Below are 17,057 nucleotides of genomic sequence, written 5' to 3' on the forward strand. Positions count from 1 at the left end.
GGGGAGGGGGCCCGCACCGGGTTCGCGAACCTGGTCACGGGCGGGCTGTTCACCTGTGCGCTCTTCCTCACGCCGCTGCTGACCATCGTGCCGATGCAGGCGGCGGCGCCGGCGCTCGTCGCGGTCGGGTTCCTGATGATGACGCAGGTCAAGAACATCGACTGGGACCGGTACGAGGTCGCCGTCCCGGCGTTCCTGACGATCGCGGTGATGCCGTTCACGTACTCGATCACGAACGGCATCGGGGCCGGGTTCCTGGCCTACGTCACCATCAAGACGGTGCTGGGCCGCGCGAAGGAGATCCACTGGCTCCTGTGGGCCACGGCGGCCCTGTTCCTGCTCTACTTCGCCATCGACCCCCTGGAACAACTCCTGGGAGTCTGACCCCGGCCGGGGCGCGCGCCCCGCAAGGGGCGCGGGGAACGGCGCGAGCAACCCCCACCGGCCGGCAGCCGCTCGCGGCCGGKGCGGACCGGTGCGGGCCGGTGGAGGGCGCGCCCTCAGCCGAGCGCGGCCCGCATCATGGCGGCGGCCACCGGCGCGGCCAGCCCGTTCCCGCTCACCTCGGAGCGCGCCGCGTCGGACTGCTCCACCAGCACCGCCACCGCGACCTCCTTGTCCGAGGAGTCGGACTTCGCGTACGACGTGAACCACGCGTACGGCGTCTTGCTGTTGTTCTCGCCGTGCTGCGCCGTACCGGTCTTGCCGCCCACGGTCGCCCCGGCGATCCGCGCGTTCGTCCCCGTGCCCTCCTCGACGACCGTCTGCATCGCCGACCGCAGTTGCTCGGCCGTGGACGAGCTGACGATCTCGCGGCTCTCCGCCGCGTCGTCGTAGTCCTCCAGCACGTCGCCGTTCGCGTCGCTGATCCGCGCCACCATGTGCGGCGTGACGAGCTTCCCGCCGTTGGCGAGGGCCGCCGACACCATGGCCATCTGCAACGGCGTCGCGGTCACGTCGAACTGCCCGATGCCGGTCAGCGCCGTGGACGACCGGTCCATGTCCGACGGGTACACGCTGGTGTACGCCCGCACGGGCACGTCCTGCGAGGTGTCGTTGAAGCCGAACTTCTCGGCCATCGCCTTCACCTTGTCCTGCCCCAGGTCGACGGCCATCTTCGCGAAGACGTTGTTGCACGAGTACTGGAGCGCGACCCGGATCGAGGCGTCCGCACAGGGCGCGGACCTGCTCTCGTTCGCCAGGACGGTCGTGGTGCCCGGCAGCGTGTACGGGTTCTCGCTGTCGGTCCGCTCGTCCACCGAGGAGTACAGCCCGTCCTCCAGCGCGGCCGCCGCGACGACCAGCTTGAACGTCGACCCCGGCGGCAGCGGCTGGCGCAGCGCGCGGTTCGTCATCGGCTTGTCGGGGTCCTTCGTCAGCCCGTCCCAGACCTCGGAGTCGCTGGTGCTGATCTTCGACGGGTCGTACGACGGGGTGGACACGACGCCCAGGATCCGGCCCGTCCCCGGGTCGATCGCGACGGCCGCGCCCTTCTTGTCGCCGAGCGCCTCGTAGGCCGCCTTCTGCACGTCCGGGTCGATGGTGGTGACCACGTCACCGGGGTCGGAGCGCTTGCCGGTGACCGTGTCGAGGGGGTTCTTCAGCCGGTTGTCGGTGCCGTCGAGCAGCTGCTGGTAGATCCCTTCCAGCTGCGTGGCGCCGTACACCTGCGAACTGAAGCCCGTGACGGCCGCGTACAGACGGCCGTCGGTGTACGTGCGCTTGTACGCGAGGTCGCCGCCGGTCGTCCGGGCGGAGCCGGTGACCGCGTCCCCGCCCACGATGATGTTCCCGAGCGGGTACGCGTACTGCTCGATCGCGTTCCGCCGGTTGTCCTTGTCCTCTGCGAGCGCCCGGCCCTCGTAGAACTGCACCCACGTCGCCCTGACCAGCAGGGCGAGCACGAGCAGCAGGGTGAAGACGGAGGCGCGCCTGATCGTTTTGTTCATCCCGCCCTGAAGACGAGCGGGAGAAGACCGAAGGTTCCCTTCGCCCGCTTTTCTCATGCCCCGTTCATGAAGCACGGGCCCCGTAAGGGGCGCGGGGAACTGCGCGCTCAGCCACAGCGCACCGGCGGAGAACGACGAACCCCTGCCACTCAGGCTCGCAGGGACAGCACGACCTCGTCGATCTCGGCCCCCCGCGCGTTCGCGAACCCCCTGTCCCGCGCCGTCGCGACGAACCCGCACTTCTCCAGGACCCGCAGCGACCCCGCGTTGTCCGCCGCAGCCCGCGCGTACAGCGGCCGCTCGGGCACGGCGGCGAGCAGCGCCCGCAGCGCGGCCGTGGCGATCCCCCGCCCCCAGTACGCCCGGTCGACCCAGTACGTGACCTCGCGCTCGCCGGGCGGGCCGTACACCGCCGCGCTGCCGACGACGTCCCCGTCGACGAGGATCGTCCGGTTCACGGCGGACGACGCGAGGATCCGCTTCCAGTGGGCGTCGAAGGCGTCCCGGTCGGTGGGGTCCGCGGCTGTGAACGCGGCCATGCGCAGGGACTCGGGGTCGTTCATCTGCCGGAAGAACACCGGCAGGTCGCTGTCGTGGACCGGACGGAGCGCGACGTCGGGAACGGGTTCCACGTCAGAGCCTCCGGGTGGCGAGCGTCAGCCGGTCCCGCGCGTCGAACAGCGCGTCCTTCACCATCTGCTCGTGCGCGGGCGTCAGCCGCGCCACCGGCACCGAGCAGCTGATGGCGTCCCGCGCGGGCGTCCGGTAGGGGATCGCCACGCCGAAGCAGCGCAGCCCCAGCGTGTTCTCCTCGCGGTCCACCGCGAACCCCTGCTCCCGCACCAGGTGCAGCTCCTCGATGAGCTTCTCCCGGTCGGTGATCGTGTGCTCGGTCAGCGCGGGCAGCGTCTCGGGCAGCAGTTTGCGCACCTGCTCGTCCGTGTGGGTGGCGAGGAGCGCCTTGCCGAGGGACGTGGAGTGGGCCGGCAGCCGGCGCCCCACGCGGGTGAAGGGGCGCAGGTAGTGCTGCGACTGGCGGGTCGCGAGGTAGACGACGTTCGTGCCGTCGAGGCGGGCGAGGTGGATCGTCTCCGTGGTGTCGTCGGAGAGCCGGTCGAGGGTCGGCCGGGCCGCGGCGACGACCTCGTCGCCGTCGATGTACGACGTACCGACGAGCAGCGCCCGTACGCCGATGCCGTAGCGCGTGCCCGTCGCGTCGGTCTCGACCCAGCCGAGCTCCACGAGCGTGCGCAGTAGCATGTAGAGGCTGGACTTGGGGTAGCCGACGGCCTCCTGCACGGCGGCCAGGGAGTGCATCCCGGGGCGCCCGGCGAAGTATTCGAGCAGTTCAACCGTCCGTACCGCGGACTTGACCTGCGCCCCGCCGCCCGTCTCGCCTGCCGACATCGGCCTTGACCCCCTAGTTCGCCGGGAAATAGTCTCGACAGCATATTCACCATCAGAGACAGCGTTCAGCATATCGAACGCCCCTGGTGAGTGGCACACGTACTGCGGCATTACATCTGGAGGGACCCGCGGTGGCAGCAGCACCAGTCTGGAGTGTCGACCCCCGAACCGGGAAGCAGCGCGAGCAGGTTGCGGTGGAGGCCACGGCCCAGGAGGTGGACGAGGCCGTCCGCGCCGCGCACGCCGCCCGGGGGGCGCTCGCCGACCGCACGGTCCGGGCGGCCTTCCTGCGCACCGCGGCCGACCTGCTCGAAGGGTCCAGGGAGCACCTGGTGGAGGCGGCCGACGCGGAGACCGCGCTCGGCCCGGTCCGGCTCACCGGTGAACTCGCCCGCACCTGCTACCAGTTGCGGGCCTTCGCGGACATCGTGGACGAGGGCGAGTTCCTCGGCGTCGTGATCAACCACCCCGACGACACCGCGACGCCGCCGATCCCGGACCTGCGCCGCTACAAGGTGCCGCTGGGCGTCGTCGCCGTCTACTCGGCCTCGAACTTCCCCTTCGCCTTCTCGGTCGCCGGCGGCGACACCGCCAGCGCGCTCGCCGCGGGCTGCCCGGTCGTCGTCAAGGCCCACCCCGACCACCCCGGCCTGTCGGAGCTGGTCGCCTCCGTCCTGCGCCGGGCCGCCGCCCGGCACGACATCCCGGACGGCGTGCTGGGCCTGGTCCACGGCTTCGAGGCAGGCGTCGAGCTGGTAAAGCACCCGCTGGTCGCCGCCGCCGGATTCACCGGTTCGGTACGCGGCGGACGCGCCCTCTTCGACGCGGCGGCGGCGCGGCCCGTGCCGATCCCCTTCCACGGCGAGCTGGGCTCGCTGAACCCGGTCGTCGTCACCGAGGCCGCGGCCGCCGAGCGCGCCGAGGCGATCGGCACGGGGCTCGCGGGCTCCATGACGCTGGGCGTCGGCCAGTTCTGCGTGAAGCCCGGCCTGGTGCTGGCGCCGGCCGGCGCGGCGGGCGACCGCCTGCTGAAGTCCCTGACGGACGCGGTGAGCGACACCGACGCGGGCGTCCTGCTCGACCACCGGATGCGCGACAACTTCGTCGCCGGGGTCGCCGAGCGGACCGAACTGCCCGACGTGGACGCGCCCGTGACGCCCGGCTCGGGCGGCGAGCACACGGTGAGCCCCGGCTTCCTGACGGTCCCGGCGCGGCGGCTGGCCGCCGAGAGCGAGTACGACCTGCTCCTTGAGGAGTGCTTCGGACCGGTGACCGTGGTCGCGCGCTACGAGGACCAGACCGAGGCGAACGCGGTGCTCGCGCGGCTGCCCGGCAACCTCACCGCGACGGTCCACCTGTCCGAGGAGGAGGCCGCGGGCGAGGGGCGCGGCGCGGAGATCCTCGCCGAGCTGACGCCGCTCGCGGGGCGCGTGCTCGTGAACGGATGGCCGACCGGGGTCGCCGTGGCGCCGGCCCAGCACCACGGCGGGCCCTACCCGGCCACCACGTCGACGTCGACGTCCGTGGGCGGGACGGCGATCGAGCGGTGGCTGCGGCCGGTCGCGTACCAGGGCGCGCCGGAGGCGCTGCTGCCGCCGGAGCTGCGGGACGACAACCCGCTGGGGGTGCCTCGGCGGTACGACGGGCGTCTGGAGCGGTAGCGCTCCGCTTGTAGCTGTGGAGGGACGGGCCTGTGGTCGTGTGTCGGCCGCGGGTCCGTCGTGGTTGCTCGCGCAGTTCCCCGCGCCCCTAAAAGATTGCGCCGTTCCCCGCGCCCCTGAAGGACCGCGCCGTTCCCCGCGCCCCTAAAAGCACAAGACTGCGCCGTTCCCCGCGCCCCTAACGAGGGGCGCCCCTGACTGGGCCTGGGAGCTGACAGACTCGGGGTATGGATCTGGACATACCTGAGCTTCCCTTCTCCCTGCGTTCCTACGGGCCCGACGGGCACTGGTCCTACGAGGACGGGGTGCTGACCGGGTGGGCGGGGGCCCGGCAGGACCGGTTCGTGCCGCCCACCGACGAAGGGCTCGACCCCGCCTCCGACGCGCCGCGGCTGCTCGGGGCGCCCGAAGGGGACTTCCAGCTCATCGCGCGCGTCACGGTCGGCTTCGCCGGGGCCTTCGACGCGGGCGTCCTCTACGCGCACGTGGGCGAGCGGGCCTGGGCCAAGCTCTGCCTGGAGAACTCCCCGGACGTGCCCACCGTCTGCACGGTCGTCACCCGCGGCCACTCCGACGACGCCAACTCCTTCACCGTCGACGGCAGCTCCGTCTGGCTGCGGCTCAGCCGCACCGGCCGCGCCTTCGCCTTCCACGCCTCGAAGGACGGCGCGCGCTGGACCTTCGTGCGCCTCTTCACGCTGGCCGACGAGAAGGAGACCGGCGCCGCGCTGGTCGGCTTCATGACCCAGTCGCCGATGGGCGAGGGCTGCGTGGTCACGTACGACCACATCGCGTTCCGTCCGGAATGGCCGGCGGATCTGCGGGACGGTCGCTGAATTCCAGGCCTGCTTTCACAGGCAGGCCTGATCCGGCTTTTATCCATTGTAGTTTCCCATCAGCTTCTGCCCGATTTCCAGAATCCTAAACACTGCAGTTCTGTGAACGTTGCTCATGTAATTCAGACGGATCTCGTCGTGGTTTCGTCCTTGTGGCGCACTACACAAGCGAGTCGTTTCGTCCGGTATTTTCCTGATAAAGTAGCGGTTTCAATCAAGCCCACGCGCGGCGTGCGCCCGCGTGATAACACAAGCCGTTCGCTTGTGTAACCCTCTCCGGCGATGCAATTTTGCTTTTTGCTGGGTAAATTCAAGCGACATGACCGCCGCACAAGCAGACCTGCAAGCGGAATTCCTGGAAATGCCGGAAGGGCTTCGGATCGACCGTCCGCACATCACGGACGGGGCCGCTCTCTGGCGCATCGCCAAGGACTCCCGGACCCTCGACCTGAACTCCTCCTACAGCTACCTGCTGTGGTGCCGTGACTTCGCCGGCACCTCCGCGGTGGCGCGTACGGCCGACGGCGAACCGGTCGCCTTCGTCACCGGGTACATCCGGCCCGAGCGCCCGCACACGCTCCTGGTGTGGCAGGTGGCCGTCGACGCGGCGCAGCGCGGACGCGGTCTCGCCGCGGCCCTCCTGGACGGACTCACCCGTCGCACAGCCGAACGGCACGAGCTGACCTCGCTGGAGACCACGATCTCCCCGGGCAACACCGCGTCCGAGCGGCTGTTCACCTCGTACGCCGCCCGCCACGGCGCGGACGTCGAGCGTGAGGTCCTCTTCGACACCGGGCACTTCCCCGACGGCCCGCACGACCCCGAAGTGCTGTACCGCATCGGTCCCCTGTCGTTCTGAACACCGCCTCGCCGCCCAGCCGCCACGCCCTGAGGAGCACCGCCTTGACCATCACCCAGCCCGACCTGAGCGTCTTCGAGACCCTGGAGTCGGAGGTGCGCAGCTACTGCCGCAGCTGGCCCACCGTCTTCGACCGCGCCCAGGGCAGCCGCATGTACGACGAGGACGGCCACGCGTACCTCGACTTCTTCGCCGGCGCCGGATCACTCAACTACGGACACAACAACCCGGTACTGAAACGGGCGCTGATCGACTACCTGGAGCGCGACGGCGTCACCCACGGCCTCGACATGTCGACGACCGCGAAGCGCGGCTTCCTGGAGTCGTTCCAGAACATGATCCTGCGGCCGCGCGACCTGCCGTACAAGGTCATGTTCCCCGGCCCGACGGGGACCAACGCCGTGGAGTCCGCGCTGAAGCTGGCCCGCAAGGTCAAGGGCCGCGAGGCGATCGTCTCCTTCACCAACGCCTTCCACGGCATGTCGCTCGGCTCGCTCGCGGTGACCGGCAACGCCTTCAAGCGGGCGGGCGCCGGCATCCCGCTGGTGCACGGCACGCCGATGCCCTTCGACAACTACTTCGACGGGCAGGTGCCGGACTTCCTCTGGTTCGAGCGGCTCCTGGGGGACCAGGGCTCCGGCCTCAACAAGCCCGCCGCGGTGATCGTCGAGACGGTGCAGGGCGAGGGCGGCATCAACGTCGCCCGCGTCGAGTGGCTGCGCGCGCTGGCCGAGCTGTGCGAACGCCAGGACATGCTGCTGATCGTCGACGACATCCAGATGGGCTGCGGCCGCACGGGCGCCTTCTTCTCCTTCGAGGAGGCCGGCATCGTGCCCGACATCGTGACCGTCTCCAAGTCGATCAGCGGCTACGGACTGCCCATGTCGCTGTGCCTGTTCAAGCCCGAGCTGGACATCTGGGAGCCGGGCGAGCACAACGGCACCTTCCGCGGCAACAACCCCGCCTTCGTGACGGCCGCCGCCGCCCTGGAGACGTACTGGTCCGACGGCTCCGCCATGGAGAAGCAGACCCGCGCCCGCGGCGAGCAGGTCGAGCAGGCGCTGATCTCCGTCACCGAGGAGAACCTCGCCGACGTCAAGGAGTACCGCGGCCGCGGCCTGGTCTGGGGCATGGAGTTCCACGACAAGGAGCGGGCCGGCCGGGTGGCCCACCGGGCCTTCGAACTCGGCCTGCTGATCGAGACGTCGGGCCCGGAGAGCGAGGTCGTCAAGCTCCTCCCGGCGCTCACCGTCACCCCCGACGAACTGGACGAGGGCCTGCGCATCCTCGCCCGGGCCGTGCGCGAGACGGCCTGACCCCCGAAATCCCCTGTACACCAGCCTGAAGGAGGCTCCGTAGCACCGTGATAGTCCGTTCGTTCAAGGAGATCGAAGGCACCGACCGGCACGTGAAGTCCGCGTCGGGCACCTGGGAGAGCAAGCGCATCGTCCTCGCCAAGGAGAAGGTCGGCTTCTCCGTGCACGAGACGATCCTGTACGCGGGCACGGAGACCCCGATGTGGTACGCGAACCACATCGAGGCCGTCGTCTGCGTCGAGGGCGAGGCGGAGCTCACCGACGACGAGACCGGCGAGAAGTACACGATCACGCCGGGGACCATGTACCTCCTCGACGGACACGAGAGGCACCGGCTGCGGGTCAAGGAGGACTTCCGCTGCATCTGCGTCTTCAACCCGCCGGTGACCGGACGGGAGGACCACGACGAGAACGGCGTCTACCCCCTGCTGACCGAGCCCGAGGAGGTCTGAACGATGACGACCGTCACCGATCTGTACCCGAGCCGCGGCGCCACGGAGGTGTCCGTGCCCCGGCAGGACCCGGTCGTGTGGAGCGAGCCCGGTGCCCCGGGGCCGATCCCGGCCGACGGCCTCCGGTCGTACGAGCGGGACGGCTTCCTCACCGTCGACCGGCTCATCGAGGACGACGAGGTCGCCGAGTACCGGGCCGAGCTGGAGCGGATGGTCACCGACCCGGCGGTCCGCGCCGACGAGCGCTCGATCGTCGAGCCGGCGTCGCAGGAGATCCGCTCGGTCTTCGAGGTCCACCGCACCAGCGAGGTCTTCGCCCGGCTCGTGCGCGACGAGCGCGTGGTGGGCCGCGCCCGCCAGATCCTCGGCTCCGACGTGTACGTGCATCAGTCGCGGATCAACGTCAAGCCCGGCTTCGGCGCGAGCGGCTTCTACTGGCACTCGGACTTCGAGACCTGGCACGCCGAGGACGGCCTGCCGAACATGCGGACGGTGTCCGTCTCGATCGCGCTGACCGAGAACTACGACACCAACGGCGGCCTCATGATCATGCCGGGATCGCACCGGACGTTCCTCGGCTGCTCCGGCGCGACCCCCAAGGACAACTACAAGAAGTCGCTGCAGATGCAGGACGCGGGCACGCCCTCCGACGAGGCGCTCACCCGGTTCGCCTCCGAGCACGGCATCAAGCTCTTCACCGGCCGGGCCGGCTCGGCGACCTGGTTCGACTGCAACTGCATGCACGGTTCGGGCGACAACATCACGCCGTTCCCGCGCTCGAACGTCTTCATCGTGTTCAACAGCGTGGAGAACGCGGCCGTGGAGCCGTTCGCGGCCCCGGTGCGCCGACCGGAGTTCATCGGGGCCAGGGACTTCACCCCGGTGGGGTGAGTGCCCGTACGCGCGGGGAGCGTCCCGGTGTCCGGCCCGTACGCGCCGGGCACCGGGACGGCTCCGTCACAGCGCCGGGTAGTCCGTGTAGCCCTTCGCGTCGCCGCCGTAGAACGTCGCCGGGTCGGGTGTGTTGAACGGGCCGCCGGCCCGCAGCCGGGCGGGCAGGTCGGGGTTGGCCAGGAAGAGCGCCCCGAAGGCGACGAGGTCGGCGGTGCCGTCCTCGACGAGCGCCAGGGACTCCGGCCCGGTCGGCCCCTCGGTCGCCGGGTTCAGGACGAACGTGCCGCTGAACCGCTTGCGCAGCGCGAGCGTCAGCTCGCGGATCCCGCCCACCTCGGCGATGTGCAGGTAGGCCAGGCCCAGCGGTTCCAGCGCGTCCACCAGCGCGGTGTACGCGGGCTCCGGCTCGGGCTCGTCGATGTCGTTGAACGGGTTGCCGGGGGAGAGGCGGATCCCGGTGCGCTCGGGGCCGATCTCGGCGGCGACGGCCTTGACGGTCTCGACCGCGAAGCGGATGCGGTTCTCCACGGAGCCGCCCCACTCGTCGGTGCGGTGGTTGGAGCCGGGCGCGAGGAACTGGTGGATCAGGTAGCCGTTGGCGCCGTGCAGCTCCACACCGTCGAAGCCCGCCTCGATCGCGCCGCGCGCGGCCGACGCGAACTCCCCGACGGTGGCGCGCACCTCGTCGCCGGTGAGCTCGTGCGGGGTGACGAAGTCCAGCGGGCCCTCGTGGGTGTAGACCTGCCCCTTCGCCGCCACCGGGGACGCGCCCACGTTGACGAGCCCGTCGGGCAGCAGGCCGGGGTGCCCGATCCGGCCCGTGTGCATGAGCTGCGCGAAGATCCGGCCGCCCGCGGCGTGCACCGCGTCGGTCACCTTGCGCCAGGCCGCGATCTGCTCCGCGCTGTGCAGGCCCGGGGTGTCCGGGTAGCCCTGGCCGACCGCGGACGGCTGGACGCCCTCGGTGACGATGAGGCCCGCGGAGGCCCGCTGGGCGTAGTACTCGGCGGTCAGAGCGGTCGGCGCGCCGCCCTCGCCGGCCCGGCTGCGGGTCATCGGTGCCATGACGATGCGGTTGGCGAGCGGGGTGCCGGACAGGTCGATCGGGTCGTGGGCGGTGGTCACAAGGGCTCCTCGGAAGAAAACATTGGTCGGCCAATCATCTGAACAGGGCATCACCGTAATGCATTCCTTGGCCGACCAAATAAGTCTCCGTGGCAAGCTTGGCCGAAACGAGCACGCGCGCTGACCGGGAGCCGAGATGAGCGCCATCCACGAGGCCGGGGCCGATGCCGGGGCCGCACAGGACGACCCCGCCTGTACCGAGTCCCTGCCCTCCGCGGCCCGCGGCGGCCCCGTCAGCCACGCCATCTCCCGGGTCGCCCGGCTGCACCGCGCCGCCGCGGCCAAGCTGCTGCGCGGCGCCGGGATCTACCCCGGCCAGGAGCTCGTGATGATGCTCCTGTGGGACAGGGGCCCGCTGCGCCAGTCCGACCTGATCAAGGCCCTGGAGCTCGATCCGTCGACGGTCACCAAGATGCTCCAGCGCCTGGAGCAGGCGGGGCACGTCCGCCGCCGCCCCGACCCGCGGGACGGCCGCGCGGTCCTCGTCGAGGCGGCCGAGGGCAACCGCGGCCTGCACGACGAGGTCGCGCACGCCTGGACCGGCCTGGAGGAGCACACCCTCGCCGGGCTGAGCCCCGCCGAGCGCACCCAGCTCGCCGCGCTCCTCGCCCGCGTCGAGACGAACCTGTGCACGGGGACGGCCGACTGCGCGGTGCCCGCCCGGGACTGACTACAGCCAGGCCAGGTCCGCCGCGCGCGCCAGCACGTTCCGCACGGCGTCCTCGTCGCCCACGATGCCCCGGGGCACCGAGGCGGGCGTGTGCCGGCCGCCCMCCAGCAGGCAGAAGTCGACCGCCCGCAGCGCGAGTTCGCCCCTGACCGGCTCGTCCTCCGAGCCCAGCACCCACCGGGAGTCGTCCCCGGCGCCCGTCACGGCGAACAGCACCGGCGGGGCCGCCGGGCCCAGCGCCTGCCCGAGCATCCGGACGGCCAGCCGGACCATCCGGCCCAGGTGCGCGTCGGGCGGCGCGGGCACGCGCAGGCCGAGCGCCCGGCCGATGTCGTCGGTGTGGATCCAGGTCTCGAAGGCGCGCCCCAGGAAGTGGTCGGCGACGGGCAGCCGTACGCCCATCAACCGCGTGGCGTGCGCGGCCAGTTCGGGCTCCCGGGCCTCCGGCGTGGCCAGCAGCCCGGCGGACTGCGCGGACCAGGCGGCCACCGTCTGCGCGGGGGACCGTGTCCTCTCGTACGCGATCACGTCGGCGGTGCGGGTCTCCCACGCCTCCTGCCACCGCGTCCCCGGTGCGATCCGCGACGGCGGCACGTGCGTCCGCACCCCCAGCAGCCGCGCCAGCTCCTCGTCGGCGGCGATCAGATGGCCGACCGTGTCCCGCACGTCCCAGTCGTGCACGACGGGCGTGCCCCACGGTCCGGGCCCGTCCACCTCGCGCAGCAGCGCCGTGAGGGCGCCGACCGCGGCCGCGTACGGGGCGGCGTGCGCGGCCACCGGCGGCAGGGCGGGCCGCGCCCGCAGGGCGGCGGCGACCACCCCGTCCGCGCCGTTGCCCGGGACCGCCGGGTCCGGCGGTCCCGGTGGCCCGTCCAGCAGCCGTACCGTCTCGCGCAGCCGCTCCGCCTCCGCGGCGCAGCTCTCGCACCCGGCCAGGTGCAGCGGCACCGCCTTCTCGTCCGCGGGCTGCAGCGCGCCGAAGGCCCAGGCGGCCAGCAGCTCGGGCACGCCCTCGTGGTCGTCGCTCACCGGCGGCCTCCTTCCCCTGTCGCCATCATGCGCCCCTCTCCCAGGCGGGGTCCGTCGGGCCCGCCGAGTCCGCCAGCGAAGCGGCCAGCTTGCGCAGCGCCGACCGCAGCCGGGTCTTGGCGGTGCCCTCCGGGATGCCCAGCTCGACGGCGGCCTGCCGGTAGGTGCGGCCCGCGAAGTAGGCGAGGTGGACCACCTCCCGCTGGGGCCGGGGGAGTTCGGCGAGCGCGGAGTGCAGCAGCAGCGCGCGTTCGCGGTCGACGACCGCCTCGTCGGGCCCGGGTCCGGCGTCCGGGATGGCGTGCAGCGCCGAGTCGTCCGTACGGGTGTCCTTGCGGTGCCGGGCCTCGCTGCGCACCCAGTCGACCGCCCGCCGGTGCGCGAGCAGGGACAGCCATGTGCGCAGCGAACCGCGGTCCGGGTCGAACGCGTAGGGCCGGCTCCACAGCTGGGCGAAGACCTCCTGCGCCACGTCCTCGGCGGCCGCCGCGCTGCGCGTGACCCGCCCCGCCACACGCCGCACCAGACCGCCGTACGACGCGTACGCCTCGGCCAGCGCGCTCTCGTCGCCGTACACCAGCCTCCGGTGCAACTCCGCGTCCGGGGACGGCCGTTCGGGTGTGTGGAGAGTTGGCTCCACCGGCACCACCACCTCGTGGTGCCCTTCCTAGCGTCCCCGCGGGCCGTGCGCCAGTGGGCCGCGCCGTCAACCGGACAGGACGTCCAGCAGGCGGTCGACGTCGGCGGCCGTGTTGTACAGGTGGAAGGCGGCCCGCAGGTGCCCCGCGCGGTCGGAGACCTCGATCCCCGCCCGGCTCAGCTCCGGCTGCCGGTGGCCCAGCCCCGGCACGGAGACGATGGCCGAGCCCGGCGCGTCGACCGGCTCCCGGCCCAGCCCGGCGAGGCCGGCGCGGAAGCGGTCGGCGAGGGCGAGGTCGTGGGCCCGGATCGCGTCCGCCCCCAGCTCGTCGAGGAGTTCGAGGGAGTGGCGGGCACCGGCGTACGAGAAGAGGGCGGGGCTCTCGTCGAACCGCCGCGCGGAGCGGGCGAGTTCCTGGACCGGCCCGTAGCAGCTGTCCCAGGGGTCCTCGCCCGCGACCCAGCCCGCGAAGAGCGGGTCGAGCCCACCGAGGTCCTGCGGGACGACCAGGAAGGCCACGCCGCGCGGGCAGACGAGCCACTTGAAGGCGACGGAGGAGACGTAGTCGTACGCGTCCGCGTCGACCGGCAGCCAGCCGGCGGCCTGGGATGCGTCGATGTACGTACGGGCGCCGTGTTCGCGCGCGGCCTCGCGCAGCGCCGGCAGGTCGGCGATCCGGCCGTCCGCGGACTGCGCCGCGCTCACCGCGACGAGCGCGGTGCCGGGGCGCACCGACTCGGCGATCCGTTCCAGCGGCACCGCGCGCACCTTGAGGTCGCGGCGCATGTGGAAGGGGTTCACCGTGGACGAGAAGTCGGCCTCGGCGGTGAGGACCTCGGCGCCCGCGGGCAGCGAGGCGGCGATCAGCGCGGTGTAGGTCGCGACCGAGGCCCCGGCCGCGACCCGGTTGCCGGGGACGTGCAGGAGCCGGGCGAAGGCGGCGCGGGCCGCCTCCACGTCGGCGAACATGTCCTGCGGGCGGCCGGCCGCCACGGACTCGATGCCGGCCCGCATGGCGGCCACCGCGCGCACCGGCAGCAGGCCGGTGCTGGCGGTGTTCAGATAGGTGTTCTTCGGGGTGAACTCGGCACGGACGAGGCTCTCGAAGGTCTCCATGGCACCACTGTGGAGCCCACGGAACTCCCCGTCCATTGCGTTCTTTTACGTGGTTCCGCGTAGGAACGCTTATACGTGCAGGTCGGCGCCGGCCGGCACGGGTCAGTGCCGGTGGGGCACCGCGCAGCCGTCGGGGCCGCACGCCTCCGCGCCGTCCTGACCGGCCGGCTGGACCAGCTTCAGCGGGGAGTGGCTCGCCCACGCCTGCTCCAGGGCCTGGGTGAAGACCTCGGCGGGCTGGGCGCCGGAGACGCCGTACTTGCGGTCCAGCACGAAGAACGGCACGCCGTTCGCGCCGAGCTCGGCGGCCTCGCGCTCGTCGGCGCGGACGGCGTCGGCGTACGCCGACGGGTCGGCCAGCACCTTGCGGACCTCGTCCTCGGCCAGTCCGGCGGAGACCGCCAGCTCGACGAGGCGCTCGTCGTCGCCGAAGACGGACCGCTCCTCGGCGAAGTTCGCCCGGTAGAAGGTCTGGATCAGCTCGTCCTGGCGGCCGCGCTCCTTGGCGAGGTGCAGCAGGCGGTGCATGTCGAAGGTGTTGCCGTGGTCGCGGTCGTGGGTGCGGTAGTCCAGGCCCTCGGCGGCGGCCTGGGCGCCGAGGTTCTCCTCGCCGGCCTGCGCCTGTGCCTCGCTCATGCCGTACTTCTTGGTGAGCATCGGGATGACGGGCTGGATGTCGTCCTTGGCGCGGCCGGGGTCGAGCTCGAAGGAGCGGTGCACCACCTCGACGCCGTCGCGGTGGGGGAAGGTCTCCAGGGCCCTCTCGAAGCGGGCCTTGCCCACGTAGCACCACGGGCAGGCGATGTCGCTCCAGATCTCGACGCGCATGTTCTCCGACCTTCCCTTTTCTCACGGACCAGCTTCGCTGATACATGAACATTCAAGGTCCGACGGTTCATTCCCTGCGGGCCCGGTGGGGGCTTGTCGCGCAGTTCCCCGCGCCCCTGAAGGGGCGCGGGCCGCTCGCGGGGTCCCTCGCGCTGCGGCAGGTGAAAGACCGGGGCGCAGCCCCGTCTTTCAGGGGCGCGGGGAACTGCGCGACAAGCCCCCACCGGCCCGCAGGTGACATCGGTCCTCAGGCCGGTGGGCCGGTGACGGCTCAGGCCGTCGTCAGGGCCGCGCGCAGCGCGGTGAGGCAGCGCTCCACGACCGCCTCGTCCGCCGCCACCCCGTAATGGTTCACCCGGATCATCGACGACGCCAGCGACCCCCCGCCCGCGGCCAGCGGCAGGGACGGGTCGGAAGCGAGCGCCCGAGCCACCACACCCGCCGCATCCACCCCCGGAGGGGTCCGCAGGGTCGTGGCGACCGGCGCCGCCGCGGACGCCTCGTACACGTACGGTGGCCGACGACGCGGACGCCACCCCGCCGGCCGCCGCCGCGGCCCCGTCGATGAGCAGGACGCGGCCGAGGTTCGGCACCCTGCCCTCCTCGTCCAGCAGCCCCGCCTCCGCGCTGATGCCGACGACGGTGCCCATGGTGTCGAAGAAGTCCGACAGGATCAGCGTGAAGACCAGCAGCACGACGGTGATCACACCGACCTGACCGAACGCGCCGAACAGGCTGAAGTCGCCGAGCAGCCCGAAGTCGGGCGAGGACACCACGTCGTCGGGCACCCGGGGCGTGGTCAGTCCCCAGCTCTCGACGTCCGCGAGTTCGTCGATCAGGATCGCGACGGCCGTCATGGTCACGATGCTGATGAGGATCGCGCCCCTGACCCTGCGCGCGAGCAGCCCGACGGTGAGCAGCACCCCGAGGCAGAACACCAGGACCGGCCAGCCGGTCAGCGTGCCCGTGGCGCCCAGCTGCACCGGCACGGTGGTGCCGGCGGCGTCCGGTGTCCGGCTGACGAAGCCGGCGTCGACGAAGCCGATGAACGCGATGAACAGCCCGATGCCGACGCTGATCGCCTGCTTCAGCGGCTGCGGTATCGCGTGCATGACGGCCTCGCGCAGCCCCGTCACCACCAGGACGCAGATCAGCAGGCCCTCCAGGACGATGAGGCCCATCGCGTCGTCCCAGCTCATCAGCGGGGCGATCTGGAAGGCGACGACGGCGTTGAGGCCGAGACCGGCGGCGAGCGCGAGCGGCAGGTTGCCGCCGACGCCCATGACGATCGTCGCCACCGCGGCCACCAGCGCGGTGGCGGTGGCGAGTTGCGAGCCGTCGAGCCGCTGCCCGAACTTGTCCTCGGCGCCGCTGAGGATGAGGGGGTTCAGGACAAGGATGTAGGCCATCGTGAAGAACGTGGCGAAGCCGCCCCGCACTTCCCGGCCTAGGGTGGATCCCCGCTCCGAGATCCTGAAGAACCGGTCGACACCGTTCGACGGGGGCCGGCCGGCGCCCTGCCGGTCTTCCACCTGCTGTGTTCGGGACATGGCGGACGCTCCTCGATGCCTGCGTGCCGGGTGGGCCGGATGCTGGCTGGATTGTTCCCGCGTCGAACCTGTTTCAGGTTTTCATCGTGTTACGGAATGAGGGAGAGGTCGCCCGTGGGCCCTGTCGACGACGCCGCCGCCTCCGCGGAGTTCCATGCCTTCTTCGAGCGGCACCACGCCGAACTGGCGCGCCTGGCCCACCTGCTGACGGGTGAGCCGGACGCGGCCGACGACCTCGCGGCGGACGCCCTGCTCGCGCTGTGGCACCGCTGGGACCGGGTACGGACGGCGGACCACCCGGTGGCGTACGCGCGCGGGGTGGTCGCCAACATGGCCCGCAGCCGGATCCGCAGCGCGGTGCGCGAGCGCAGACGGATCACGCTGTTCTGGTCGCAGCGCGAGGACCGGGCGGAGAATCCCGACGTGCCCGGCATGGTCGACGTCCGGGAGGCCCTGCGCAGGCTGCCGTTCCGCAAGCGGGCGTGCGTGGTGCTGCGCCACTCCTTCGACCTCTCGGAGAAGGAGACCGCGCTGGCCCTGGGTGTCTCGGTGGGCACGGTGAAGAGCCAGACGTCCAGGGGCATGGCGGAGCTCCAGCGGCTGCTGGGGCCCCGGGAGGCGGCCCCGCGGCATGTGCACGCGGCGGCGCTGCGGGCCGGCGGGGTCGCGGGGAGGGCGCGGTGAGGGGCGTGCGCGACGACGAACTGCGCGCCGCGCTGCGGGAG

At 72.0% G+C, this 17,057-nt stretch carries 16 protein-coding genes and 2 pseudogenes; 9 read left to right on the forward strand and 9 right to left on the reverse strand.

Features of this window, described 5'->3' with window-relative positions:
- Positions 1-384 (forward strand): annotated as a pseudogene (locus FGF04_RS21745) (NCS2 family permease); the annotation flags it as partial.
- A 116-nt stretch (positions 385-500) separates the two neighbouring features.
- On the opposite strand, the gene FGF04_RS21750 reads toward FGF04_RS21745, so the two are convergent.
- The 3 genes from FGF04_RS21750 to FGF04_RS21760 all read right to left on the reverse strand — a co-directional run bounded on the left by FGF04_RS21750 (position 501) and on the right by FGF04_RS21760 (position 3,356).
- Entirely contained in the window at positions 501-1,949 is a 1,449-nt protein-coding gene (locus FGF04_RS21750; RefSeq protein WP_149512982.1) for a peptidoglycan D,D-transpeptidase FtsI family protein, read from the reverse strand.
- Positions 1,950-2,098: 149 nt separating this feature from the next.
- On the reverse strand, positions 2,099-2,581 hold the full coding sequence (locus FGF04_RS21755; RefSeq protein WP_149512983.1) for a GNAT family N-acetyltransferase: 483 nt from the start codon (positions 2,579-2,581) through the stop codon (positions 2,099-2,101).
- Position 2,582: 1 nt separating this feature from the next.
- Positions 2,583-3,356 carry an IclR family transcriptional regulator gene (locus FGF04_RS21760; protein WP_107017715.1) on the reverse strand — a complete coding sequence of 258 codons (774 nt, stop codon included), beginning with the start codon at positions 3,354-3,356 and terminating at the stop codon, positions 2,583-2,585.
- Positions 3,357-3,487: 131 nt separating this feature from the next.
- Between FGF04_RS21760 and FGF04_RS21765 the strand changes: the two genes are divergently transcribed.
- The 6 genes from FGF04_RS21765 to thpD all read left to right on the forward strand — a co-directional run bounded on the left by FGF04_RS21765 (position 3,488) and on the right by thpD (position 9,371).
- Positions 3,488-5,017, forward strand: a complete 1,530-nt coding sequence (locus FGF04_RS21765; protein ID WP_149512984.1) for an aldehyde dehydrogenase (NADP(+)) — start codon at positions 3,488-3,490, stop codon at positions 5,015-5,017.
- 227 nt (positions 5,018-5,244) lie between these two features.
- Complete coding sequence (locus FGF04_RS21770) at positions 5,245-5,853, forward strand: DUF1349 domain-containing protein (RefSeq protein ID WP_149512985.1); 609 nt, start codon at positions 5,245-5,247, stop codon at positions 5,851-5,853.
- 319 nt (positions 5,854-6,172) lie between these two features.
- Positions 6,173-6,712, forward strand: coding sequence for a diaminobutyrate acetyltransferase (ectA, locus tag FGF04_RS21775; RefSeq protein WP_149512986.1), 540 nt, complete (start codon positions 6,173-6,175; stop codon positions 6,710-6,712).
- A 44-nt stretch (positions 6,713-6,756) separates the two neighbouring features.
- Positions 6,757-8,028: a diaminobutyrate--2-oxoglutarate transaminase gene (gene ectB / locus FGF04_RS21780; protein ID WP_149512987.1), complete on the forward strand. Its 1,272-nt coding sequence runs from the start codon at positions 6,757-6,759 to the stop codon at positions 8,026-8,028.
- Positions 8,029-8,075: 47 nt separating this feature from the next.
- On the forward strand, positions 8,076-8,480 hold the full coding sequence (locus FGF04_RS21785; RefSeq protein ID WP_149512988.1) for an ectoine synthase: 405 nt from the start codon (positions 8,076-8,078) through the stop codon (positions 8,478-8,480).
- Between the two features lie 3 nt (positions 8,481-8,483).
- Positions 8,484-9,371 carry an ectoine hydroxylase gene (thpD, locus tag FGF04_RS21790; RefSeq protein ID WP_149512989.1) on the forward strand — a complete coding sequence of 296 codons (888 nt, stop codon included), beginning with the start codon at positions 8,484-8,486 and terminating at the stop codon, positions 9,369-9,371.
- 66 nt (positions 9,372-9,437) lie between these two features.
- On the opposite strand, the gene FGF04_RS21795 is transcribed toward thpD, so the two are convergent.
- Complete coding sequence (locus FGF04_RS21795) at positions 9,438-10,499, reverse strand: alkene reductase (protein WP_149512990.1); 1,062 nt, start codon at positions 10,497-10,499, stop codon at positions 9,438-9,440.
- A gap of 136 nt (positions 10,500-10,635) precedes the next feature.
- Between FGF04_RS21795 and FGF04_RS21800 the strand changes: the two genes are divergently transcribed.
- On the forward strand, positions 10,636-11,169 hold the full coding sequence (locus tag FGF04_RS21800) for a MarR family winged helix-turn-helix transcriptional regulator (RefSeq protein WP_149512991.1): 534 nt from the start codon (positions 10,636-10,638) through the stop codon (positions 11,167-11,169).
- On the opposite strand, the gene FGF04_RS21805 is transcribed toward FGF04_RS21800, so the two are convergent.
- The 5 genes and pseudogenes from FGF04_RS21805 to FGF04_RS21830 form a co-directional block, all read right to left on the reverse strand.
- The gene (locus FGF04_RS21805; protein ID WP_149512992.1) at positions 11,170-12,198 is read right to left on the reverse strand and encodes a maleylpyruvate isomerase family mycothiol-dependent enzyme; all 1,029 of its coding nucleotides are present in this window, start codon (positions 12,196-12,198) and stop codon (positions 11,170-11,172) included.
- 25 nt (positions 12,199-12,223) lie between these two features.
- Positions 12,224-12,850, reverse strand: coding sequence for an RNA polymerase sigma factor (locus tag FGF04_RS21810; protein ID WP_149512993.1), 627 nt, complete (start codon positions 12,848-12,850; stop codon positions 12,224-12,226).
- A 54-nt stretch (positions 12,851-12,904) separates the two neighbouring features.
- The gene (locus FGF04_RS21815) at positions 12,905-13,954 is read right to left on the reverse strand and encodes an aminotransferase class V-fold PLP-dependent enzyme (RefSeq protein ID WP_149512994.1); all 1,050 of its coding nucleotides are present in this window, start codon (positions 13,952-13,954) and stop codon (positions 12,905-12,907) included.
- 102 nt (positions 13,955-14,056) lie between these two features.
- Positions 14,057-14,782, reverse strand: coding sequence for a DsbA family oxidoreductase (locus FGF04_RS21820; protein WP_149512995.1), 726 nt, complete (start codon positions 14,780-14,782; stop codon positions 14,057-14,059).
- Positions 14,783-15,056: 274 nt separating this feature from the next.
- Positions 15,057-16,332, reverse strand: a pseudogene (locus FGF04_RS21830) (solute carrier family 23 protein); the annotation flags it as partial.
- A gap of 114 nt (positions 16,333-16,446) precedes the next feature.
- Here FGF04_RS21830 and FGF04_RS21835 point away from each other — a divergent pair.
- Entirely contained in the window at positions 16,447-17,016 is a 570-nt protein-coding gene (locus FGF04_RS21835) for a SigE family RNA polymerase sigma factor (RefSeq protein ID WP_149512996.1), read from the forward strand.
- Positions 17,017-17,057 lie beyond the last annotated feature (41 nt).

It is taken from the genome of Streptomyces apricus, from assembly GCF_008369065.1.
GTDB lineage: Bacteria > Actinomycetota > Actinomycetes > Streptomycetales > Streptomycetaceae > Streptomyces > Streptomyces apricus.